This is a genomic window from Nostoc sp., assembly GCF_036917275.1.
Taxonomy (GTDB): Bacteria; Cyanobacteriota; Cyanobacteriia; order Cyanobacteriales; family Nostocaceae; genus Nostoc.
In genome coordinates, this window is sequence record NZ_JBALDF010000024.1 from 33,631 (window position 1) to 55,491 (window position 21,861).

The 21,861-nt window shown below is 41.3% G+C and carries 22 protein-coding genes and 1 pseudogene; 15 read left to right on the top strand and 8 right to left on the bottom strand.

Going from position 1 to position 21,861, the window contains the following annotated elements; all coding sequences use genetic code 11:
* Window positions 1–94: 94 nt before the first annotated feature.
* On the bottom strand, window positions 95–2,092 hold the full coding sequence (gene uvrB, locus V7K35_RS08675) for an excinuclease ABC subunit UvrB (RefSeq protein ID WP_335078063.1): 1,998 nt from the start codon (window positions 2,090–2,092) through the stop codon (window positions 95–97).
* Window positions 2,093–2,345: 253 nt separating this feature from the next.
* Between uvrB and V7K35_RS08680 the strand changes: the two genes are divergently transcribed.
* From V7K35_RS08680 to V7K35_RS08710, 7 genes and pseudogenes are all read left to right on the top strand, one after another.
* Window positions 2,346–2,810 (top strand): hypothetical protein, encoded by a 465-nt coding sequence (locus tag V7K35_RS08680; RefSeq protein ID WP_335078065.1) that lies wholly within the window; start codon window positions 2,346–2,348, stop codon window positions 2,808–2,810.
* Window positions 2,811–3,280: 470 nt separating this feature from the next.
* Window positions 3,281–3,463 (top strand): CsbD family protein, encoded by a 183-nt coding sequence (locus V7K35_RS08685; RefSeq protein WP_273768282.1) that lies wholly within the window; start codon window positions 3,281–3,283, stop codon window positions 3,461–3,463.
* Window positions 3,464–3,835: 372 nt separating this feature from the next.
* Window positions 3,836–4,110: pseudogene (locus tag V7K35_RS08690) on the top strand (hypothetical protein); the annotation flags it as partial.
* Between the two features lie 270 nt (window positions 4,111–4,380).
* The gene (locus tag V7K35_RS08695; RefSeq protein ID WP_335078067.1) at window positions 4,381–5,019 is read left to right on the top strand and encodes a histidine phosphatase family protein; all 639 of its coding nucleotides are present in this window, start codon (window positions 4,381–4,383) and stop codon (window positions 5,017–5,019) included.
* 444 nt (window positions 5,020–5,463) lie between these two features.
* Window positions 5,464–5,598, top strand: coding sequence for a hypothetical protein (locus V7K35_RS08700; RefSeq protein WP_335078069.1), 135 nt, complete (start codon window positions 5,464–5,466; stop codon window positions 5,596–5,598).
* Between the two features lie 204 nt (window positions 5,599–5,802).
* Complete coding sequence (locus tag V7K35_RS08705) at window positions 5,803–7,542, top strand: hypothetical protein (RefSeq protein ID WP_335078071.1); 1,740 nt, start codon at window positions 5,803–5,805, stop codon at window positions 7,540–7,542.
* A gap of 556 nt (window positions 7,543–8,098) precedes the next feature.
* Window positions 8,099–9,226, top strand: a complete 1,128-nt coding sequence (locus tag V7K35_RS08710; protein ID WP_335078073.1) for a succinylglutamate desuccinylase/aspartoacylase family protein — start codon at window positions 8,099–8,101, stop codon at window positions 9,224–9,226.
* Between the two features lie 139 nt (window positions 9,227–9,365).
* Here V7K35_RS08710 and V7K35_RS08715 read toward each other — a convergent pair whose 3' ends face one another.
* A complete protein-coding gene (locus V7K35_RS08715) occupies window positions 9,366–10,448 on the bottom strand; it encodes an ATP-dependent 6-phosphofructokinase (RefSeq protein ID WP_335078165.1) in 1,083 nt (360 codons plus the stop codon).
* Between the two features lie 282 nt (window positions 10,449–10,730).
* Here V7K35_RS08715 and era point away from each other — a divergent pair, with 282 nt between their 5' ends.
* From era to V7K35_RS08740, 5 genes are all read left to right on the top strand, one after another.
* Window positions 10,731–11,705 carry a GTPase Era gene (gene era, locus V7K35_RS08720; protein ID WP_273768277.1) on the top strand — a complete coding sequence of 325 codons (975 nt, stop codon included), beginning with the start codon at window positions 10,731–10,733 and terminating at the stop codon, window positions 11,703–11,705.
* Between the two features lie 332 nt (window positions 11,706–12,037).
* A complete protein-coding gene (locus tag V7K35_RS08725) occupies window positions 12,038–12,715 on the top strand; it encodes a response regulator transcription factor (protein WP_334798043.1) in 678 nt (225 codons plus the stop codon).
* Between the two features lie 110 nt (window positions 12,716–12,825).
* A complete protein-coding gene (locus V7K35_RS08730; RefSeq protein ID WP_335078075.1) occupies window positions 12,826–13,092 on the top strand; it encodes a UPF0175 family protein in 267 nt (88 codons plus the stop codon).
* Complete coding sequence (locus V7K35_RS08735) at window positions 13,092–13,565, top strand: DUF3368 domain-containing protein (RefSeq protein WP_335078077.1); 474 nt, start codon at window positions 13,092–13,094, stop codon at window positions 13,563–13,565. The genes V7K35_RS08730 and V7K35_RS08735 overlap by 1 nt, the downstream gene beginning before the upstream one ends.
* Window positions 13,566–14,379: 814 nt before the next feature.
* Window positions 14,380–14,820 carry a hypothetical protein gene (locus V7K35_RS08740; protein ID WP_335078079.1) on the top strand — a complete coding sequence of 147 codons (441 nt, stop codon included), beginning with the start codon at window positions 14,380–14,382 and terminating at the stop codon, window positions 14,818–14,820.
* Here V7K35_RS08740 and V7K35_RS08745 read toward each other — a convergent pair.
* On the bottom strand, window positions 14,796–15,014 hold the full coding sequence (locus V7K35_RS08745) for a hypothetical protein (protein WP_335078081.1): 219 nt from the start codon (window positions 15,012–15,014) through the stop codon (window positions 14,796–14,798). The genes V7K35_RS08740 and V7K35_RS08745 overlap by 25 nt on opposite strands.
* Window positions 15,015–15,553: 539 nt before the next feature.
* On the opposite strand from V7K35_RS08745, the gene V7K35_RS08750 reads away from it, so the two are divergent.
* Both V7K35_RS08750 and V7K35_RS08755 read left to right on the top strand, forming a co-directional pair.
* On the top strand, window positions 15,554–16,027 hold the full coding sequence (locus V7K35_RS08750; RefSeq protein WP_334798040.1) for a TspO/MBR family protein: 474 nt from the start codon (window positions 15,554–15,556) through the stop codon (window positions 16,025–16,027).
* Between the two features lie 90 nt (window positions 16,028–16,117).
* A complete protein-coding gene (locus tag V7K35_RS08755; RefSeq protein ID WP_335078167.1) occupies window positions 16,118–16,591 on the top strand; it encodes a TspO/MBR family protein in 474 nt (157 codons plus the stop codon).
* Window positions 16,592–16,865: 274 nt separating this feature from the next.
* Here the strand turns inward: V7K35_RS08755 and V7K35_RS08760 are convergent, their stop codons facing one another.
* The 5 genes from V7K35_RS08760 to V7K35_RS08780 all read right to left on the bottom strand — a co-directional run bounded on the left by V7K35_RS08760 (window position 16,866) and on the right by V7K35_RS08780 (window position 20,326).
* Window positions 16,866–17,741 carry a glycosyltransferase family A protein gene (locus V7K35_RS08760; RefSeq protein WP_335078083.1) on the bottom strand — a complete coding sequence of 292 codons (876 nt, stop codon included), beginning with the start codon at window positions 17,739–17,741 and terminating at the stop codon, window positions 16,866–16,868.
* A 563-nt stretch (window positions 17,742–18,304) separates the two neighbouring features.
* Window positions 18,305–19,027 carry a M15 family metallopeptidase gene (locus V7K35_RS08765; RefSeq protein ID WP_335078085.1) on the bottom strand — a complete coding sequence of 241 codons (723 nt, stop codon included), beginning with the start codon at window positions 19,025–19,027 and terminating at the stop codon, window positions 18,305–18,307.
* Window positions 19,028–19,457: 430 nt separating this feature from the next.
* Window positions 19,458–19,622: a hypothetical protein gene (locus V7K35_RS08770; protein ID WP_334792940.1), complete on the bottom strand. Its 165-nt coding sequence runs from the start codon at window positions 19,620–19,622 to the stop codon at window positions 19,458–19,460.
* Window positions 19,623–19,701: 79 nt separating this feature from the next.
* On the bottom strand, window positions 19,702–19,995 hold the full coding sequence (locus V7K35_RS08775; RefSeq protein WP_335078087.1) for a DUF4926 domain-containing protein: 294 nt from the start codon (window positions 19,993–19,995) through the stop codon (window positions 19,702–19,704).
* Entirely contained in the window at window positions 19,982–20,326 is a 345-nt protein-coding gene (locus tag V7K35_RS08780; protein WP_334792938.1) for a DUF6883 domain-containing protein, read from the bottom strand. The genes V7K35_RS08775 and V7K35_RS08780 overlap by 14 nt, the downstream gene beginning before the upstream one ends.
* A 60-nt stretch (window positions 20,327–20,386) precedes the next feature.
* Between V7K35_RS08780 and V7K35_RS08785 the strand changes: the two genes are divergently transcribed.
* Window positions 20,387–21,856, top strand: coding sequence for an aminotransferase class I/II-fold pyridoxal phosphate-dependent enzyme (locus tag V7K35_RS08785; RefSeq protein ID WP_335078088.1), 1,470 nt, complete (start codon window positions 20,387–20,389; stop codon window positions 21,854–21,856).
* The last annotated feature ends 5 nt before the right edge of the window (window positions 21,857–21,861 follow it).

A 21,861-nucleotide genomic window follows, 5' to 3' on the forward strand; every position in this document is an offset into this window, starting at 1 on the left:
CTAGAGTTGCGGGACTTGCGATCGCTGACTGGTATTAACTATCATGAGTAGGCGATGTCTAACGACAAGCATCTATTCAAGGATAAAAATACTTCTAACGTCCCAACATTTTATCCCGCAGGTGTTTAATGCGATCGCGCAATTTTGCTGCCTCTTCAAATTCTAGTTTCTTTGCCGCCTCTTTCATCTGTGCTTCTAACACAGTAATCAACCCTGGAATTTGTTCTAATGGCAACTCATCTATATGTTCATCTACAACTTTCAAGTCAGTTGCATTTAACCGCCGAGATACATCTAAAAAAGCCAAAATCGCATTACTTGATTTTTTAACAATTGGTTGTGGTGTAATCCCATGCAGTCGATTATGTGCTGTTTGAATACCACGCCGCCTGTCTGTTTCATCAATGGCTTTAATCATGCTACCTGTCATATTATCGGCATACAAAATCGCCTGTCCTTGAATGTGACGCGCGGCTCTACCAATAGTTTGAATTAAGGAGCGCTCGGTTCGCAAGAAACCTTCTTTATCTGCATCCATAATTGCTACTAAGGAAACTTCGGGTAAATCCAAGCCTTCCCGCAGCAAGTTCACGCCAACTAATACATCAAATTTCCCCTCGCGCAAGTTCTGCAAAATCTCAATGCGCTCAATAGAAGTAATCTCAGAATGTAAATACCTTACCCGAATACTATGGTCTTGCAAATACTCGGTTAAATCTTCCGCCATCCGCTTGGTTAATGTGGTAATTAACACTCGTTCATGGCGATCGGCTCTATCTTTAATTTCTCCCAACAAATCATCAATTTGTCCTTCTGTAGGACGCACAGAAATTTCTGGATCAACCACTCCAGTTGGTCGAATCACTTGCTCAATTACATGATTTTCAGAAACTTCTAATTCCCAATTTCCGGGAGTTGCTGAAACAAAAATACACTGATTCACCTTTTCCCAGAATTCCTCGGCTTTTAAAGGACGGTTATCAGCAGCACTAGGAAGACGAAATCCATGTTCGATTAAAACTTTTTTTCTAGCTTGGTCACCGTTATACATGCCGCGAATTTGTGGCACAGTAACGTGAGATTCATCTATCACTAGTAGCCAATCTTTGGGAAAATAATCGATTAAACATTCTGGTGATTCTCCAGCTTGTCTTCCTGCTAAGTGACGGGAATAGTTCTCAACGCCATTGCAGTAACCTACTTCGCGCAGCATTTCCAAGTCATAACGTGTGCGTTGATCTATGCGTTGCGCTTCTAATAATTTCCCAGCTTGTTCTAAGTCTAGTTTTTGCTGTTTTAACTCGGCTGCGATGTCATTACAAGCTACTTCTAACCTTTCTTCTGGGGTGACAAAGTGACGTGCAGGGTAGATATTTACCGCTTCCAAACTCTTGAGAATTTCACCTGTTACTGGATCAATATAGCGAATCGCGTCAATTTCATCACCAAAAAATTCGACACGAATAATTCGGTCTTCATAAGCTGGGCCAATTTCTAAAACATCACCTCGGACGCGAAATTTTCCTCGACCCATTTCTATGTCATTGCGACTATATTGAACATTTGCCAAATCTCGTAAAATTTGGCGTTGATTTACTTCCATACCTATCTGAAGGGGGATGGCAGCTTTCAGATATTCTGCTGGCATTCCCAAACCATAGATGCAACTGATGGAAGCAACGACAATGACATCACGGCGTTCAAAAAGCGATCGCGTAGCTGAATGCCGCAACATATCTATTTCATCATTAATCGCCGCTGTTTTTTCAATATAAGTATCGGTAACGGGAATATACGCTTCTGGCTGATAGTAATCGTAGTAGCTCACGAAATACTCAACTGCGTTGTTGGGAAAGAAATCCCGCAACTCGTTACAAAGCTGGGCAGCAAGGGTTTTGTTATGCGCCAGAACTAAGGTAGGCTTGCCAATTTTCTCAATCACTGCTGCTACTGAAAATGTCTTGCCAGTTCCAGTGGCTCCTAGTAAAGTTTGGTAATGATTACCAGCTTGGATACTAGCAGTAAGTTGTGCGATCGCTTGTGGTTGATCGCCTGTGGGACTAAAGGGAGCTTGAAGACAAAATTCTGTCATACAGTTTTGCTGGAAATACCCGATCTCATGGTGAGGATTTCGCCCTGTATCCATTGTAGCTGGCTTATTAAACCAAATAAATAGTAATATTTTTTTACAAAAATTAATACTTTAAATTTACTTATGTATCAGTTTGAAAAAAACTTATATATATACAAGGTTTTTTAAGGTTAAACTCTAAGATATATGGGAAAAAATTTCATCTTTCCTTAATTATTGTAAAATTCAATTAACAAATCAGAGGTGTTCGTTTATGACTATTAGCAGCACTGGCAAAGCAACCAGTTCTCGGCAAAAGTATGCCAAGTCTGCGGGGGAAACTACAGAGGAAGTTGAAAATCAACAAGACAAGAGCTTGAGTGCAGATAAAGTCGAGGAAGGTGCTGAATTGCCAGTGGGAGCTTCTGGAACACTCGCTCTTGCTGGAGTTCGTCCCATAGGCGCTAGCGACTTAGATGTTGCTGAAACACTTTCAATTGCTGGGGTGCGTCCCGTTACCAGCAGTGCGTTAGAAGTAGTTGAAACTTTTAATGCAATGGGTATTCGTCCAATTGGCGCTAATACATTTGAAGTCGTTGAAAGTATTAATCTCTCTGGGATTCGTCCAATTGGCTCAAGTTTATTGGTAATTGATGAAAGCTATTCAACATTTGGGAACCGTCCGATAGCATCAAATGAGGTTGACAATTCTGAAAGCCTAATGGGTTTTCTAGATTAGACAAAAAAATATCCTCATAACTTTATTAACCCAGCTTCTGTACGGAACTGGGTTTTTTTAGTTAAACAGTCAAAAAGAGGAATTACAATATTTGCACTTTTTTAGGACTTACGCACACTCTACGAATTCTCGGCGCTCTTGGCACGGCAGTTGCTTCAAGTCGGCAGAGCCGCCCAATGCACTGCCTCGTCTTGGCGGTTCGATAAATTAAGCTTTTTAGCAATTTTTGCGTAAGTCCTATTTTTCTATGTCTTTTAGCATAGGTAACTAAACTGTTATTGCTTTATTTTGTATTAAATCAGCAGCCAGAACGCTTACTCCAACTAACTTTCTGAATTACCAGTTATTGAATATGCCTTGTGGTGGAAGGCTCTAGCAAAGACTTTAAGCTATAATGTAAAAGTAATAACAAAAAGATTTCAAAGTTAGTTTATAACTTTGGAAAATTTTAATTAAATCAGGAGTACGATATGAGCATCGAAGATCGCGCAAAAGCAGCTGCTAAAAATGTTGAAGGTAAAGCTCAAGAAGCACTAGGAAATATCACTGGAGATCCAGAAGATAAAGCAAAAGGTAAAGCAAAACAAGCTGAAAGCGAAGTGCGTCACGGAATTGAAGACGTAAAAGATGGCGTAAAGAAAAACATTGACTAACAATTCAGAATTTTTTTGCAGAAACTCTAGGGATATCAATGGGATAGATTCCCTTTTTGCAAGAAAGTATGAAGTTTTTAAGATTCAATGGCATACATCTTTCTTCTCCTCTTAGCAAGCGTTGAAAGATAATAAGCTCGCTTGATTGATATAAATTTTGTAGAGACGTAATAAATTACGTCTCTACATTAAAAGACCAATTTATCAATATCGAGGAATAATATCTATAAATTCAAAGTTTATAAGAAATAGACGCAAGCAATTTAGTTTAAATATACAACTTATTCTATCTGTTATTTAAAGTGTTTTTTTAAGATATAAAAAAATAATTCTTCATCAAAGTCGCCAATATTTGGCGACTTTCGTCTTAAAATCAAAGTATTTGGCTCAGGGGATGTTGAATCTCTGATGATACTAAAGCCGAATCAACGGCGGAATATCACAATTTCGATGATTTCGCCCAACGGGCAACAGCAGATCAACATCGGCAGTTATTTGGTCGATCTTTACATCCAGATCCGATTCCTACCAGCCAAATGGAGCCAGAATTACAACAGGCGATCGCACAAATTAAACCCAATGAACGGGATGATGTAGCAAGATGTTTTTTAACTGGAAGTCCCTTAAACCACATCTGTCGTAGGGGCACAGCATTGCTCATTGGTATCAACTTAAACAAAAAATTAGCATAAGATGTATCACTAAGAACATCACACTAAATGTTCTTAGTGATACATCATGAGTAGAAAACATCCAGTGCGAAAAGGAAACACGACGGTCGTAGCTGCGGCAACTTTGCTCAATCTGAAAATCACTCCAAATCTCAAAAAAATGTAGTAATATACCACAGGCATTAACTATCTTCAGCTACATCTGATTGTTAGCGCTCTTAAATTGACAATCCATGAGAATATACCGTGAGCCTAACTATTTATTTCCTCCGTCATGGACAGACAGAATGCAGTCGCAATAATTCCTTTTGCGGTTCCATAGACTCACAACTTACCCCAGAAGGCTTGGAGATGGCAAAGGCTTTTGCGGATGCATATAATTCTATGGATTGGACAGCAATATTTTGTAGTCCAATGCGGCGAACTGTATTGACAGCAAAACCCTTATCTGAAGCAATAGGGATGGAACCACAACTTAGAGATGGTTTGAAGGAAATTAACTATGGCTTGTGGGAAGGAAAAACGCCAGAAGTAATTAGCCGTGAATATCACGATGATTATATTCGCTGGTCAGCCGATCCAGCTTGGTATGGGCCAAATGGTGGAGAAATGGCAGTTACAATTGCTTCTCGCGCCTTGCAGGTAATTGAAGAAATCAAGAGTCTTTACAGCAGTGGGAATGTGTTAGTGGTTTCCCACAAGGCAACTATCAGAATTATTCTGTGTAGTTTATTGGGGATTGATGTGGGACGCTTCCGTTTTCGTTTGGGATGCCCTGTTGCTTCAGTCAGTATTGTAGAATTTACTTCACATGGGCCGCTATTGAAGGCTTTGGCAGACCGGACTCATTTGGATGAGCGGTTGCGAAATTTACCGGGGACGTGAGGGGAGTTAGCCCCAACTCTTGGAGACGCTACGCAAACGGGGAAGTCAAAAGTTAGGAGTTATTATTTTTCCCTTACTCCGCCTCACTCTCTGGCTTAGTGTATTTGCAGAAAATATTTATCCCAATTTTTAGAATATATAACACGATAATTGTAGCGATGTCTACGACGGGCTACGCCTACGCACCATCAATCGGTATTCCATGTGCAGTAGCTACAATCACCAATGAACCAAAGTTATAAGTGAATGTCTTGTCGTCACCAACATTACAACATTAAGCCTTAACGTTACGACATTAAGGCTTAACGCTATAACATTAAGGCTTAAGGTTACGACATTAAGGCTTAAGGTTACGACATTAAGCCTTAACATTACAACATTAATCACCAGCATCATAAGATTAAGGCTTAAGGTTACGACATTAAGCCTTAACATTACAACTTTTTGACAAAAGCTTATGCGATCGCTCTGTGCGATCGCTACCAATGCTTAAATAAAACTTATTTGAAGGGCTGCAAGATCCTTAGCTTCTTAGAAGAAGTCAGGGATCTGAATCAACCTAGTACAGGGCAAAAATAAACCTACCTTTTAAAACAGCCAGAAAGCCTAAAATTAAAGCATTTTGAATGCGTGAATGTGTGACTTCCGCCTTGCGGCACTACTCCAAAAGGTATTCAATGATTCAATAGCCGTTGGAGAAAGGATTCTGGGAATTTGTTTGAGAAACTGGTGATTTAAATCAGCTTTCGCTACCGTATTAACCTAATTAAGAGGATTTTACTCATGCTTAGACTAAACGTTCCACCCAATTTCACTGGCACCGCGGGTGCGGATACTTTAATCGGAGAACAGTTAAATGCATCACCAGCAATTGGTATTAATATTTTAACTGGAGGTTACATTCGTACACTTTCAGGAATAGACACGATCACTGGCATCGCTACTGGCGATGACGGCCCTGAACAGAAGATCAGCAACGGTGCTTCTGGGACAGGCATCGCTAACAGTGGCAGTATTGATGCAGGAGACGGAAACGACGCGATCGCTGGCACAGGCAACGGCGGTAGTGGCACTGACGGCCGCTTTGAGAGCGGCAATGGTGGTTTTGGGACAGGCATCGCTAACAGTGGCGGTATTAATGCAGGAGATGGAAACGACACGATCACTGGCACAGGCAGCGGCGGCAGAGGTGGTTCGGGTTACGGCGGCGGCAATGCTGGTAATGCAATCGGCATTACTAACAGTGGCAGTATTAATACAGGAGATGGAAACGACGCGATCGCCGGCACAGGCAACGGCGGCAAGAATGGTGGGGGTTACGTGGGCGGCTATGGTGGTACTGGGACAGGCATCGCTAACAGTAGCAGTATTAATACAGGCTCAGGAGAAGACACGATCACTGGCATAGGAAGGGGCAGCGACGGCGGCAAAGACCGCGGCAGTGGCGGTACTGGAACTGGTATCACTAACACTAAGGAACTGGATACCGGAGACGGAGAAGACACGATCACTGGCACAGGTACTGGCGGGGGCGGTGCCATCGGCGAAATCGGTGGGGGCGGCGCTACTGGAATCGGCATCGCTAACAGTGGCAGTATTAATACAGGCTCAGGAAAAGACACGATTACTGGCACAGGTACTGGCGGCAACGGCGCCAGTGGGTATTACATCAACGGCGGTGGCGGTACTGGAACTGGTATCACTAACAGTAAGGAACTGGATACCGGAGACGGAGAAGACACGATCACTGGCACAGGTACTGGCGGCAGCGGTGGCCGCCAGGACAGTATACAATACCCCCCATACGACAAGGGCGCCAACGGTGCTACTGGGACAGGCATCGCCAATAGTGGCAGTTTTAATACAGGGAACGGAAACGACACGATCATTGGCACAGGGAACGGCGGCAGCAGTGGCACCAGTCCTGTCGGCAACGGCGATGGCGGTACTGGAATCGGCATCCAAAACACTAAAGACGCCACCATTACTACAGGGTTGGGCAACGACACGATTATCGGTTATGGGAACAGTTCTGAAAAAAACGTTACCAGCTATGGCATCTTCAACGATGGAGTCATTGATACGGGCGAGGGTTCTGACAAACTTACCGGACAGGCATCTTCAACAATTGGTGCTACTGCCTATGGCATTTATGGACAAGGAATTATCAAGACTGGCGATGGGAATGACTCTGTGATCGCCACTGGTATCCTAGATGGAGTTCAACAAAAAGTCTCTATCGGTGGCGGGATCAAGATTGATCTGGGCACTGGGAATGACTACTTCAAAGGATTTGGGGAAGCGAGTGTTAATGGCGGGGACGGTTTTGATACCCTGGATTTGGGCGCTTTCAAACGCTCCCAAGTGATTGTATCTGGTGTTCTTCCTAGCAATACCCTTGAAAGTGCCAAAATCAGTTTCAACAACAATGGAAACACCATTAGTTTGTCTACGACTGGCTTTGAGAAATTTATCTTTGCAGATAGCTCTTTTTGCTACAGTACTTTGGCAAACGGGGCATGAGTTTGTTAATTCCTCTATCTCGTGTTTTAACCCCTGAGTGTTTAATTAAGTTTACGTCCCCCTCCAGTTGAGTTGATTCAAACTTTCTGAGGTTCTGCCTCAGCTTGTCGCTCTTTATGTCTCAATTTTTCTTGTTTGACTAACAAGAGTAATTGAGGATAGCTAATTCCCAATATTTGTTTAGTACGGTGGGGATATTTATAAATATAGGGTAGGTTACACCTTCGTTGTAACCCACTGTTGCTATTGAAGACTCTCGGCATAGATAATTTGGTGCATTAGCCTACCCTTCTCTTGAGGGAGAGACTACGTGTAGCTTGCTTACAGCATTTTTCAAGTAAATAAACCACGGGGTAGGGGCACGGCAATGCCGTGCCCCTACAAAAATCTGTGGTTCAATTGCCTGAAAATAGCTGTAAGAGCAGGGGTGCGGGAACGCTAAAAGCGAACGGCATAACACACCCGACAAAGATATTTAGTATAATTTTGGTTTACGTGGCTTTTAATTCGGTACAGATACAGCGATAATTTACTCAAATCATCACCGAGTTATTTCATGCAGCCAGTTATTGAAAGCATTGTATTACGTCAAATGGCTTCGGGCGATCGCCTATCTTTACAAGTTTACAAATTCATCGGCGCTCAACCTGGTAAAAAGGTTTACATTCAATCTAATCTGCACGGTGCAGAAATCGCTGGTAATGCCGTTATTCATCAGCTAATTGAGTTTTTATTAACAATAAATGATCCAGATTTAACTGGAGAAATTTGGCTGGTTCCCGTTTGTAATCCAATGGGGACGAATGAACGCGCTCATCATTTTTCACCTGGACGATATTGCGTTTACGAAGCCAAAGACTGGAATCGCGTATTTTGGGACTATGAGAAAGAAGCTGATGATTTAGTCGCTTTTACTAAATCTCAACTTCATATTGATCTAGAGGTCGTTAGACAAAATTATCTAACTATAATTAAGCAACAATTTGCGAAAAATTTAGAGAAAATTAATTCTCCCAGTAGTGTGCCCTACACTGAGGTTTTTAGGTACAAACTACAAAATCTGAGTTTAGATGCAGACTATTTAATTGATTTACATAGTTCTACAGATCAAGCGTTAGATTACATTTATTACTTCCGAAATCGAGAAGACAGTGCAAAATACTTCGGGTTTGATTTCGGAATCTTACTTGATAAATATGATGGTGATGCTTTTGATGAAGCTTTTATCAAACCTTGGTTAGCATTGGAAGCTTGTTTTAAAGAGTTGGGTAGAGAAATTAAGTTTGATGTGGAAGCTTGGACTCTGGAATTAGGAACAGGAATGCAAATGAACCCTGATTCAGTCGCCAACGGTGTACAGGGTGTAAAAAACTATTTAGCACAAAAAGGTGTACTGCAAATTCCTGATTTATTGGATGACACAAAAACCCATGATATGACTTTTACATCTAGCAGCAACAGGAAAAAATATTATGCGATCGCAGGTGGCATGATTCAATCCAGAATAAAATTAGGTAGTTCTGTAAAAGCTGGAGAAAAACTGTATCAAATTCTCAGTTTTAATAAAGAAGGTAAGTTACCCAGTGTAATTGATGTCTGCGCTCAACAGGATGGATTGGTTTATGATGTCGCAACCAATCAGGCTGTGAATCAAGGCGAGTTTGTATTAGGAGTTATTAGTTAAAAGATAGAAAACAGGAGTTGGCGGGAGGATATCAGTTTTGCAAAAAGAAGTCCACCTACGCAAACTCAAGGACTTTGAAACCCACGGAGGTGGGTTTTGCCTGTATAGACGCGGTTTCTAACCGCCCTTTTAACTAAATTTAGTCGCCTAAATAAATACCCATACCACGAGCGGTTTTAACTAAAGTACCATTGGGATCGACGGCGCTATATTGAGCGATCGCTTCTGTAATTGGTACACTTAATACTTGGCGATTTTGCCAAGTCACCATGCGATCGTATTTATTCTCTGCAATTAGATTAACCGCCGCAACGCCAAAAACAGTTGCAACTAATCTATCGAGTGGTGAAGCAGTTCCACCCCGTTGAATGTGTCCTAAAACTGTGACTCGCGTTTCAACACCAATGTGCTGAATAATTTCATCTGCTAAATATTCGCCAATTCCACCGTATCGAGATTGACCTAAGCGATTTGTAATCGTCACATTTTCCCCATCTTGGGTACGAACCGCTTCCGAAACAATAATCAAACAATAGTTTTTGCCTTTATCTTGGCGTTCTTTGATTTTGTGGCAAATATGCTCAACTGTGTAAGGGATTTCGGGAATTAAAATTACATTTGCTCCCCCCGCAATTCCCCCAGCTATTGCTATGTGTCCGGCATCACGCCCCATTACTTCTAAAATCATGACTCGGCTATGACTTGCAGCAGTAAAATGTAACCGATCTAGTGCTTCCGTGGCAATATTGACTGCTGTATCAAAACCGATGGCATGTTCAGTAACGCCAATATCGTTATCAATTGTTTTAGGAATACCAACTAAATTAATCCCACCTTGTTGGGCGAGGCGACGCAGAATTGCCAAGCTACCATCGCCACCAATCCCAATCAAAGCGTCTAAACTTAGTTGATGATAACCTGCAATAATTTCTTCGGAGCGATCGCATAAACTTCCATCCGCCATTGGAAAGGCAAAAGGGTCGCCTTTATTGGTTGTCCCTAACATTGTGCCACCCGCAGTTAATAGCGAGTCAACTTGATCAACTTCCAGCTTTGTGAATTGTGGTGGACGCGCCATTAATCCTAGAGTCGCTTGCCGAATTCCCAAAACCTCCCAGCCGTAGGTATTCACAGCACAATTTACTACAGCCCTAATCACAGCATTTAAGCCAGAACAATCACCTCCACTGGTAAGAATTCCTATGCGTTTGCGTTCTCCGATATCTTTTATTGACATTTTGATCCAAATATATTGAGTAGTCGATGAAATTTAAGCCAAAGTTAGCAGCAGATTAAACCGTTTCAAAATCTTCTCTGTAAATGCCAAAGTAATTTTATGTTTGTTTTGTATCTAAAAACAAAACAAAGTTATCTCAGCTGTAAAATATTAAGTGTAGAGCCAGTAGTAGATTAAACCTCGGCTAAAACAATCCCTAAAAATGCCAGGGTAATTTTATGCTTGTTTTGTGTCTAAGAAAAAATCAAGTTATCCCAGCTGTAAAATATGAGGGTGGAGCCAAAGGTGACTAGTATTGATAATTACAACTTCTCTTTTTCAGGAGAAGTAACAATTCCACAGGCTCCTCCTGAATTTAAATCAGGTTTTATCGGCATTGTTGGTCGTCCTAATGTCGGTAAATCTACTCTAATGAATCAATTGGTAGGACAAAAGATTGCCATAACTTCCCCAGTAGCACAAACAACACGTAACCGTTTGCGCGGTATATTAACTACACCAGAGGCGCAGTTAATATTTGTAGATACGCCGGGAATTCATAAGCCCCATCATCAATTGGGGGAAGTGTTGGTGCAAAATGCCAAAATTGCAATTGAATCGGTAGATGTAGTGTTGTTTGTGGTAGATGGGGCGGTGGCTTGTGGTGCAGGCGATCGCTATATTGCCGATTTGCTCAGTCGTAGCAAAACACCGGTGATTGTGGGTGCGAACAAAATTGACCAACAACCCGCGGATTCTCAGTTTCTAGACGATAGTTACGCCCAGATGGCCAAGTCCCATGAATGGGAAATCGTGAAGTTTTCTGCCAAGACTAGTGCAGGATTACCGCAACTTCAAGAATTATTAATTGAACATTTAGAAATTGGGCCATTATACTATCCTCCAGACTTGGTAACTGATCAGCCAGAGCGCTTTATTATGGGTGAATTGATCCGAGAACAAATTTTATTATTGACTCGTGAAGAAGTACCCCATTCAGTAGCGATCGCCATTGACTTAGTAGAAGAAACTCCCAGCATTACCCGTGTACTTGCCACTATTAACGTCGAGCGCGATTCCCAAAAAGGCATACTCATTGGCAAAGGCGGAGCAATGCTCAAAGCAATTGGTAGTGAAGCTCGTGAACAAATCCAAAAGTTAATCGCTGGTAAAGTTTACTTAGAATTGTTTGTCAAAGTCCAGCCGAAATGGCGACAGTCGCGGATCAGTTTAGCAGAGTTAGGCTATCGCGTAGAAGAATAAAACAAGTTAGGGACTTCCAGTTAAAAAAAAATCCCATCGTAGGGGCGCAAGGCCTTGCACCCCTACAAATGTACAAATAATTTTGGATAATTGATTTTTTGTTAGTCCCTTAGTCATTGGTCATTGGCAGGTAAAAAAGACAAAACAACTGATAAAAGACAGTGACTTTTCACCTTATCTGAAAAAACCAACGCGAAACCTAACCCCCTACCCCCTTCCCTACAAGGGAAGGGGGAAGAATTCAAAGCCTCTCCAGGGGAGAGGAATGGAAGTGAGGTTTCCAGATCACGTGAAAAGTCAGATAAAAGACTCCCAACTCCTAACTAATAAAAATGTCTTTAGATACTCGCTATCCCTTAAATTTACCAATTAATGCTCCGCCGTTGCGCGTGTTAATTGTCGAAGATGATCCGATGATGCAACTGGGATTAGAACAATCGTTAATGGCTCATCCTCAGTTGGAGATAGTTGGACAAGCAGAAGATGGTTATTTGGGAGTTCAAGCAGCACTGCAACTGAAACCTGATTTGGTGGTTATGGATATTGGATTGCCGCGATTGGATGGCATTGCAGCGACACAGCAAATTAAGGCGGCGCTGCCAGCAACTCATGTGGTGATGCTGACATCTCATCAAACGGAGACAGAAATTATTGCTGCCCTGTCTAGCGGTGCAGATGCATATTGCATCAAAGGTGCAAGTGTGGAACGATTGTTAAGTGCGATCGCAGCCGCAGTTGATGGTGCAGCCTATCTCGATCCCCAAATTGCGCGGCGAGTAATTGATAATCTCAAACCGCCCTCACCCACCAGCAACAACGCCAACTTATCTGGGCGCGAGTTAGAAGTGTTGAAACTCATGGTAGACGGCTTAAGTAACCCAGAGATTGCCGCAAAACTCTATCTCAGTCCCAACACCATCAAAACTCACGTCCGAGGGATAATGAATAAATTAGCAGTAGACGATCGCGTGCAAGCAGCAGTTGTGGCACTCCGTTCTGGGTTAGTTTGATTACTAGAACTTTTACCTTTCTCCCTTCCTCTTTCCTCCTTGCCCTTCGTGTAAATATTTCAAGGTGCTTTTGCAATGGCAAATGTTCAACATCTCTAAAAGAATAACCAATGCATATTTTAATAGAACTCCCTGACAACATTGCTAATCAACTGCAACTCGAACCCGCTAACATTTCTCGTCGAATTTTGGAACTTATTGCGGCTGACAGCTATCGCCAAGGTCACATTGGAGCAGCTGAAGTTCGCCGAATGCTCAACTTTTGTTCCCGTTGGGAAACCTACGAATTTCTCAAGCGTGAAAAAGCCTACTTGCCTTACACTGAAGACGACCTGAAACAAGATGTTCAAAACATCCGCAGCGTTTTAGGCACATAATGATTATTGTTTCTAATACTTCTCCAATCAACTACTTGATCCTGATTGGGCACATTAATCTTTTACCCGAATTATTCGGGCAAATCATCATTCCCCTGGCAGTCTATAGCGAACTATCCAATGCATCCGCTCCACCATCTGTCCAAGCCTGGATTGCGACTCCACCCACTTGGCTCAAAATTCAAGTTGTCAGTCAACCTTCAGATGAAATTGTCGAGCTACTCGATCCCGGAGAACGTGAAGCCATTCTTTTAGCCCAAGAACTGAATGCAGATTTACTCCTGCTAGACGAAATGAAGGCGCGTCGCACCGCTAAAGAAAGAGGGTTTATCATCACAGGCATCCTCGGAATTCTGGATCAAGCTGCGACTATGAAACTCATTGATCTACCTATTGTTGTTCAAAGCCTTCAATCTACATCCTTCTGGGTCTCTGACAGTTTGTATCAGAAGTTGTTAGATAAGCACTTCTAGAAACTCTTAATATTCTTGGTTCCATATCACTTGCGGCTGCAAGGCGCTTTGACACCTGCGCTATAGAAATTTGAAACTCGCCTATCTGCTGCACCTTTAGCTTTCAAGTTCGCACAAATTTTTAATCCCATTTACAAGTAGAGGCGTACATCATATATATGTACGCCTCTCTAGCCGATTCATTTGTTGCCAAGATTTTTGAAAAATAGTCTACCTCAATCCATTTTAGTTAAAAGAGTTTGAGAATTCATTCGGGTCTACATCAGCAGGAAATAATAAAATTTCCTTGCCTTCTAGCTTTGCCTTGTGGTGAAGCACAATTGCCTTCTCCAAAAAACAATATTTAATTGGAACCCACCCATCGTTATAAAAGTAGACAGTCACTCGGCTCATTGCATACTCTTTCAACGGCATTGGAAGGTACCAGGACGAGTTCACAATTAGAACTTTACATGTCGAGTCCATGCTTTGAACCTCAATTACTAAATATATTTCCTCTCACTCATCACTATCATTACTTTCACTCATCCAGGTGAGTTTTAGTAACTATCATAAGTAATAACTTAATGAGCCTTTAAGTTAGAGATTTAGGTATTAAGTTCAGAAGTAAACAAGTTTTTAGTTGGAATTGAGCTTTAGTAGTTGGTAAAGAATTTTCGGGCAAAGTTTGACAGGTTGTCTTTTGACACAACTATTCTTTTAAAATTATCGTTCCTAAATACTGGTGGAAAAATAACATCAAAAATCTTGGGATTTTCCTTTAATTGCCTTTCCCCAGTCAACCTGGTCTACTTCGCTTACTGTTATAAACTATATGTTCCACTTTACCCTAGAGAAGAATTTGGGATGGCTATTATTAATTTCGGTTCTGATTGCTACACCAGTTAATGCCCACACCGAAAAGGTGTCACAAGACGTAGGCGGGATGCTGCACATTGAACCCAATGACAATCCTCAAGCTGGCAAAACCGCTCATGCTTGGATTGTCCTCACTCGTAAAGGCGGGCGAGTAATCCCCCTGACACAATGTAACTGTCAGTTGGCTGTCTACCCTCAACCTCACAGCGAAACTGATACCCCATTACTGAAGCCAAGTTTACATAATGTATCAACCAAGCAATATAAAAACATTCCTGGAGCCGAAATCGTATTTCCCAAAGTAGGAGCTTATGAATTGGAGTTAAGCGGTACTCCAAAATCTGGAGCTAATTTCAAGCCCTTTGTGTTGTCTTACACCGTCACTGTCGGTTCATAAAAGCTGAATTGGTAAGATGTGATGCCGTAGCAATATCTCGTAGGGTTCAGAAATTGTGGTGCGATCGCCTCCATTGCGGTAGCGATCGTATAACCTAGTTTTATCAAGAAATCTTTTGTATCCTTAGAAACCGCCTGTAAAAGTTTGAATACCGTCGTCTCGCCTCTCTTCTTGAGATTCTGATCATTGTTCACGAGTATCAAAGACTCGTTAAAATTTACTTAGCGATCGCGTTTCTGATTCAGTTTGCATATAAACTATCATTGAATCTAATTGCCTTATACCTCTATACCAAGAAGATTTCCACGCTTTGCCCCATATCCCCACCCGTAGACATAATCACCTCAATATCCTGGGGAATAAATGGGTAGAGGGGCTGAGGAGAATAATATAATAGACCTCTTGCACAAATATTAATAGACCCCCCTTAATCCCCCCTTATAAAGGGGGGAAATTGAGCGAGTGTACTCCCTCCCCTTATAAAGGGGGAAAATTGAGCAAGTGTACTCCCTCCCCAACACATACGGGGAGGGTTGGGGTGGGGTTTTGAGGATTCATGCAAGAGGTCTAATAACCAATGCCCAACTCGCAATACCCATAAATTAAAATCCTGCCAAACGATCTGAAGGTATCAAACTCAGGGATGATGAGTAATTGGCAATTAAATTGACAAAATTACACTATAAAGAGTGATATTAAGCGATAGATAGCGCTTATATAAGGACTAACGGTCATGATTAAATCTTGGATGGTGATTGGGGGTGTGGCTTTCTTGGTTGCCTTAGCAGCTAACGTGATTACGCCAAGCGATCGCCAATGGTTCAAGCGCTTACAACGACCGAGATGGCTAACTTTTGAGGGTGCAATTCCAATTATTTGGACTGTAATATTTATTTGCGGTGCTTGGTCAGCTTATATTATCTGGGAAAAAGACCAAGGAAGCACCTCAACCTGGTTAATCATGGGTTTATACTTGCTTTTAGAAATTGTGACCATTGCCTATACGCCTGTAATGTTTAAGCTTCGCAGTCTGAAAGTGGGTACAATTCTTGGCGGCACAGGTTTTCTCATTTGTGGTTTATTGATACTTGCAGTTTTAAGTATTTCTGGTTGGGCAGCACTGTTACTAGTTCCTTATTTGCTTTGGAGTCCCATTGGTACTTATACCACTTGGCAGATGGTTAGTCTCAATCCTCAAGATGCCTAAGAATCGTACCAGCGAATGATTCAAGCTACGCCCTAAATTGTCAAACTTGCAGTATATGACTTGACAAAATACACAAAACTTGAGCGCAATATGATTCCATCTTGGATAATAATTGGGGCTGTAACTTTCTTCATCGGCCTTGGTAGTTTCTTAATCACGCCACGTGATGTCAAATGGTTTGCACAGTTACGTCGCCCTCGCTGGCTAGTTTTTGAGCCGCTGATTCCGTTTATTTGGACTGTGATTTTTATTAGTGGTGCAGCTTCAGCTTATATTGTCTGGGAAAAAAGCCCAGGAAGCCTAATTACTTGGCTACTAATGGCTTTCTACGTCCTAGTGGAAATTATCACCGTCGCCTACATACCTGTAATGCTGAGGTTTCGCAGTCTTAAAATTGGAGAAACTCTTGGGCTAATAGGTTTCATTTCAGCCGTTATCCTTGCACTCTGCGTTTTGCTAATTTCTCGGCTAGCGGCGTTATTACTCCTTCCTTATCTAGTTTGGACTCCCATTGGTACTTACACCACTGACGAGTTAAAGGAACAAAATCCTCAAGATGCCTAGTTAACTAAATACAGCTTTTCATTAATTCGCAGCAAATTAAATCTAGCAAAGCTCTGCGTCCCTATGCATTGAAAAAAGTAGTGTTTTTAAACGATCAAAAAACGCAAAGGTTGGCGCAGAGTAATATCATGTCCAGTTAAAAACTTCTCATTCAGACCGCAGTTCTTACTGGAGGAAAGAGACTTTTCAGATTTTTGCATATATCAGGTAATCATAAGTGATTAACCAGACTTGATATAACACACAGATTTAAGGCTAAAACTTAATCTTTAGCTTATTTTTCATCATCAGCAATAGACTTAATAATTCCATCTACAATTTGTCTAGAATTTCGCCAACTGCTCATCTGGAAACTCCCTGAATGTATTCGATGATAATAGTTTAGATTATTCAGAATATATAATGAATATCCTTGTTGCAACCATGAATAGTTAAAAACTATAACGTCGGCAGCAGGTACAGAATTAAACTCGTTGATTTTACTACACTCTATATATTTTTGCACATTAAGGAAATAATTTCCATCATTAAGAAGGCTACGCAATAATTTTATATTTTCATTTTTTAAGATAAGTTCTTTGACTTTATATAAAGTAAGTTCTGTGTTTGTAAATTGTCGAAAATCAAAGTTTGGTTCGGCAAAATCGGGGCAATATATAAAGTTGGTATTCCATGTGGATATTTGGTAAAGTCTATCAACATAATTTCTGCTCAGTGCATTATCAGAGTCAAGAATAATTGCCCATTCATTTTTACATTTTGATATTGCTGTCACCTTACTATGGTATGGCCCTAAATTTTTTTCGCCTCTATAAATAGAAATTTTATTAGACATTTTTTTAGTAATAGCTTGCATTTTAGAAAATTCCTCCATGCTAGAGAAATCATCATAAATTATAACGTCATTAATTCTCTCATCCATTAAGACATTTCTCAATGCACCTGCTATTAAATTAGACCTGTTATAATGTGTAATAGCTAAAGATATTTTTCTTTCATTTGTTGTAGCATCTCTTCTAATCGATAAAAACCGAACTCCAAGAGGATAAGTTAGAATTTTGGCAGTCAGATTATATGAATAAGTAGAGATTTTTTTCCTGATGCCTAAACTTTTAACTTTCCGATTGATTTTGCCTAAAATATCCATCATATGACTCTTGCTTGATTGTTGAAAAAACGCACTACTTATCTACCTCTCTTCTTTCCCTGCTGTCTGACTTTTCACGGTAAGTATTCAAGCCCCAAAAAAGCGTAACTTTTTCCACAGACTAATTCTCAATAGCTTTAAGTTAAGGAAAATATCTAATGGAAAAATCAGGGCTTGAAAACTCTCAAAATGGTCTTTTCCACATACCGTGAAAGTACACTAATTAATTAAGACGGCAAGATGACAAAGGGTGAAACTCTATATAATTTTTTGAAATTTAAGATAGGTGCTTTGATTACCAATGATTGGCTAATTAATTATATTTAGCTATTTATATATTTGTCACTAGAATGACAACCTTTAAATGCCAGCTACTTACGACTAATTGCGTGGCGATCGCTTGCGTTCCTCAACCAGAGTCGGTATGATCGCCTGTTCACATTGCCGTTGCTAAAATCACCGTCTCGATTGCTTTAAGCAAACCACCATGTATATAAAAAGACACCAGTGACAAATCCTTAAGATGCAGTACACTCAATTTTCATTCTTGGGAATCAATGCCTAATTTAGATGACTTTGAGCCTTGCAAGCCGCCCATAACGTGCAGTAACAGGATTAACCGGATTGGATTGATTATTCAGCCAAGCCCACATTTGATCGCCAACAGAAAAATGCCACCATTCTCTGGGATTGCGCTGAAAGCCGGCTTTTAACATTACATCTCGTAACAACTGACGGTGAGCATGATACTTTTGCGCTTGTGGGTGGTCATTATTGGCATAATAATCGGGATGCGATCGCTCTGACATTTCATCAATCGGCGAACCCATATTTACTATTTGTCCTGCATCATCTACTAGCCTCACATCCACCACCCCACCAGTACTGTGAGGAGGGGGAGTTTTTTCATCCAAACTTGGTACAGCCCAAATTTCATAAACCGCTTCCCAAATCTCTTGGCGTTGGTTTGGTGATAACTCCACCTCAGTCAGTCCCCTCTCCCTAACTGCTTGCGCGAAGCTGTAATCTACCATAAACTGCTGGACTGCGATCGGGCGATAGGCATCAAAAATTTGGATCCGCCAGTTGCGATGCAGCACATCAAGATAATTTTGCGCTTGGATCAAATTTTCGATAACGCTTTGACGGAGAAAATAAGGGGAATGTTCACCATAAGGCGCACCTAACTTTTCATAAGGATGGGGAGATTCCACCGCAAACAATTCTAAAGGAATCTCCATTAGAGATTCACCACACTCAAAAATTGGGATTTGATGATAAGGCCTCATCTAGTTAGCCACGCAGGACTTACGAATTTTAACGCAAGCATAGCATTCTTAAGACTTACGCAGAAGAGATCCCCCAACCCCATTAAAAAGTGGGCTTTCAAGTTCCCCCTTTTTAAACTACCGTGTATACACAAGTCTGAAATAGTCTACTCATCTGGGTTTCGACGTAAGTTTTACCCCACCCTAACCCTCCCTTTATAAAGGGGAAGGAATTAGATTTCCGGTTTCCCCCCTTTATAAGGGGGGATTAAGGGGGGTAAAACCCGGATCTGAAAATAAATGCGACTTGTGTATACACCGTAGCCTTTTTAAGGAGGAGCAAGTACAGTTTTGCGTAAAAGCGTAGCGTTTTTAATGCAGCCGCCGCATTGGCATTGTGAAGGGACGCATTAACATTGCCGCCGCCGCATTGGCATTGTGAAGGGACGCATTAACATTGCAGCCGCCGCATTGGCATTGTGAAGGGACGCATTAACATTGCAGCCGCCGCATTGACATTGTGAGGAGACGCATTAACATTGCAACCGCCGCATTGGCATTGTGAAGTATTGCCAAATTTAATTCTCGCTACCTGTGGCATGGGCGATAAAATCATTCTGCCTTGCAATGTGCATTAAGGAACGTGGATTAAATAAAATGCAAAACTTCATCCTCTATTCTTGCTTCCCTCTCCTTTATAAGGAGAGGGATTGAGGGTGAGGTAAGTCAGAGGCAATTGCCAAATCATAATGTAAAACTAAGATTTCATCTGCTCTCAAAGTTGCCATTGCATATTCACAGCCTTGGGTATCAGCAAACTCGACTAAATAATGATATTCTTCTTCTTGCTCATACACTTCTACAATTGTTCCAACTTGCCCACTGGGTAAACTTTCGATAGAAGTATAATTTTCTTCCACTAGTTGTAATCTTTCAATGGGAATCGGCTTGAGTGTAGCAATAGTATCCAAAAGTTTAACTTTTTTCATTTAACTTCAGAAATGCAGTAACCAAACGTGGATAGGGATTATTAGTGGTAGTTTCCCAGATTGTTCGCAGCCTGATTCCGTCTGTATGAGGTACTATCCAATCTACCTTAAACTGTTGACCAAATTGTGTAGTACTTTGCTGAACAACTTCGCCCGCAACTGCTGCTGTTTGAATAAGTTCACGCAAAACATCGGCGTTTTCTACCGTGATTTCTAGAATTGATGCGAAAACTCGGGCTTTATGTTTCCCACTCGGATGTTCAGGATTTAGACAATAACCTATGAGCTTTTGTACAGAAATCTCTGCTTGCTCGCCGTTGGGTAATTTCATCGTCTATGAATATGCCCTAACAGATTTCAAATTTTATCATTAACGGTTGGTTTTATTTAAATGCTCAATCAAAACCAAACACCTTTATTAGATGCCTTAAAAGCCAATGCAGCAAGACTTCATGCACCTTTTTACACTCCAGGACATAAACAAGGTAAGGGAATTTCTCAATCCTTGGCTGACTTATTTGGTAAAGCCGTCTTTCGCGCTGATTTAACCGAATTAGCAGATTTAGATAATCTCTTTGCACCCCAAGGCGTTATTCAAGAAGCACAACAACTAGCAGCTGAAGCATTTGGCGCTTCGCAAACATGGTTTCTTGTTAATGGTTCTACTTGTGGGATTGAAGCGGCAATTCTCGCTACCTGTGGCACAGGTGATAAAATCATTCTGCCTCGCAATGTACATTCTTCGGCGATCGCTGGTTTAATTCTCTCTGGTGCAATACCAATTTTTCTCAATCCTGAATATGATCCAGTTTTGGATATTGCCCATAGCATCACGCCCAACGCTGTAGAATCTGCACTCCTACAACATCCAGACACTAAAGCAGTGTTGACAGTTTACCCAACATATTACGGCGTTTGTGGAGATTTGAGTGCGATCGCCAACATCACACATCAATATAATATCCCTCTACTTGTAGATGAGGCACACGGCGCCCACTTTGCCTTTCATCCCGAATTACCCACTCCAGCTTTAGCCGCAGGTGCCGATTTAACTGTACAATCCATCCACAAAGTACTCGGTGCGATAACACAAGCATCGATGTTGCACGTTCAAGGTAATAGGATAGATTGCGATCGCATCAGTAAAGCTTTGCAACTAATCCAGTCTACCAGTCCTAGTTATTTACTTTTAGCTTCTTTAGATGCAGCACGTCAGCAAATGGCCCTCTACGGAAAAATGCTGATGTCTCGTACTTTAGAACTTGCTAATGAAGCTAGAACAAAAATCAGTCAGATTCCTAGATTATCTATCTTAGAGATTCCTAGCCCTGCTTATAAAGGGGGCTTTGTGGCTTTAGATAAAACACGACTAACTGTCACTGTTTCTGGTTTAGGCTTAACCGGATTTGAAGCAGATGAAATTCTTGATGAAAAATTTGCTGTCACTGCTGAATTCGCCTCATTGCAACACCTTACTTTAATCATTAGTTTGGGCAACACCCCAACCGATATTGAGCAATTAGTGCAAGGTTTTATCACTCTCGCTAAAGAATATCGCCGAACCAACTTGACCCTTAAAAGCCATCTTTGGCAGGATTTTGTTAGTCCACTAAGTCCGGCATTACATTTCTCTCCCCGTGAAGCTTTTTTTGCTGTCAGTGAAATACTACCTTTGATACAGACAAGCGATCGCATCTGTGCAGAAATAGTCTGTCCTTATCCCCCAGGAATTCCTGTGTTAATGCCGGGAGAAATAATTACTAAACCTGTCCTTGATTACCTACAACAAATCCAGGCAATGGGGGGCTTTATCAGTGGTTCTGCTGATACTAGCCTCAAAACTTTAAAAGTTGTCAAATAACGTCC

Coding starts and splice junctions, on each gene's coding strand:
- V7K35_RS08735 (WP_335078077.1), top strand. CDS start 13,092: ATGATTATTGTTTCTAATACTTCTCCAATCAACTACTTGATCCTGATT.
- V7K35_RS08680 (WP_335078065.1), top strand. CDS start 2,346: ATGACTATTAGCAGCACTGGCAAAGCAACCAGTTCTCGGCAAAAGTAT.
- V7K35_RS08740 (WP_335078079.1), top strand. CDS start 14,380: ATGTTCCACTTTACCCTAGAGAAGAATTTGGGATGGCTATTATTAATT.
- V7K35_RS08765 (WP_335078085.1), bottom strand. CDS start 19,027: ATGAGGCCTTATCATCAAATCCCAATTTTTGAGTGTGGTGAATCTCTA.
- V7K35_RS08770 (WP_334792940.1), bottom strand. CDS start 19,622: ATGATTTTATCGCCCATGCCACAGGTAGCGAGAATTAAATTTGGCAAT.
- V7K35_RS08760 (WP_335078083.1), bottom strand. CDS start 17,741: ATGATGGATATTTTAGGCAAAATCAATCGGAAAGTTAAAAGTTTAGGC.
- V7K35_RS08685 (WP_273768282.1), top strand. CDS start 3,281: ATGAGCATCGAAGATCGCGCAAAAGCAGCTGCTAAAAATGTTGAAGGT.
- V7K35_RS08775 (WP_335078087.1), bottom strand. CDS start 19,995: ATGAAAAAAGTTAAACTTTTGGATACTATTGCTACACTCAAGCCGATT.
- V7K35_RS08780 (WP_334792938.1), bottom strand. CDS start 20,326: ATGAAATTACCCAACGGCGAGCAAGCAGAGATTTCTGTACAAAAGCTC.
- uvrB (WP_335078063.1), bottom strand. CDS start 2,092: ATGACAGAATTTTGTCTTCAAGCTCCCTTTAGTCCCACAGGCGATCAA.
- era (WP_273768277.1), top strand. CDS start 10,731: ATGAGGGTGGAGCCAAAGGTGACTAGTATTGATAATTACAACTTCTCT.
- V7K35_RS08710 (WP_335078073.1), top strand. CDS start 8,099: ATGCAGCCAGTTATTGAAAGCATTGTATTACGTCAAATGGCTTCGGGC.
- V7K35_RS08755 (WP_335078167.1), top strand. CDS start 16,118: ATGATTCCATCTTGGATAATAATTGGGGCTGTAACTTTCTTCATCGGC.
- V7K35_RS08750 (WP_334798040.1), top strand. CDS start 15,554: ATGATTAAATCTTGGATGGTGATTGGGGGTGTGGCTTTCTTGGTTGCC.
- V7K35_RS08785 (WP_335078088.1), top strand. CDS start 20,387: ATGCTCAATCAAAACCAAACACCTTTATTAGATGCCTTAAAAGCCAAT.
- V7K35_RS08725 (WP_334798043.1), top strand. CDS start 12,038: ATGTCTTTAGATACTCGCTATCCCTTAAATTTACCAATTAATGCTCCG.
- V7K35_RS08730 (WP_335078075.1), top strand. CDS start 12,826: ATGCATATTTTAATAGAACTCCCTGACAACATTGCTAATCAACTGCAA.
- V7K35_RS08705 (WP_335078071.1), top strand. CDS start 5,803: ATGCTTAGACTAAACGTTCCACCCAATTTCACTGGCACCGCGGGTGCG.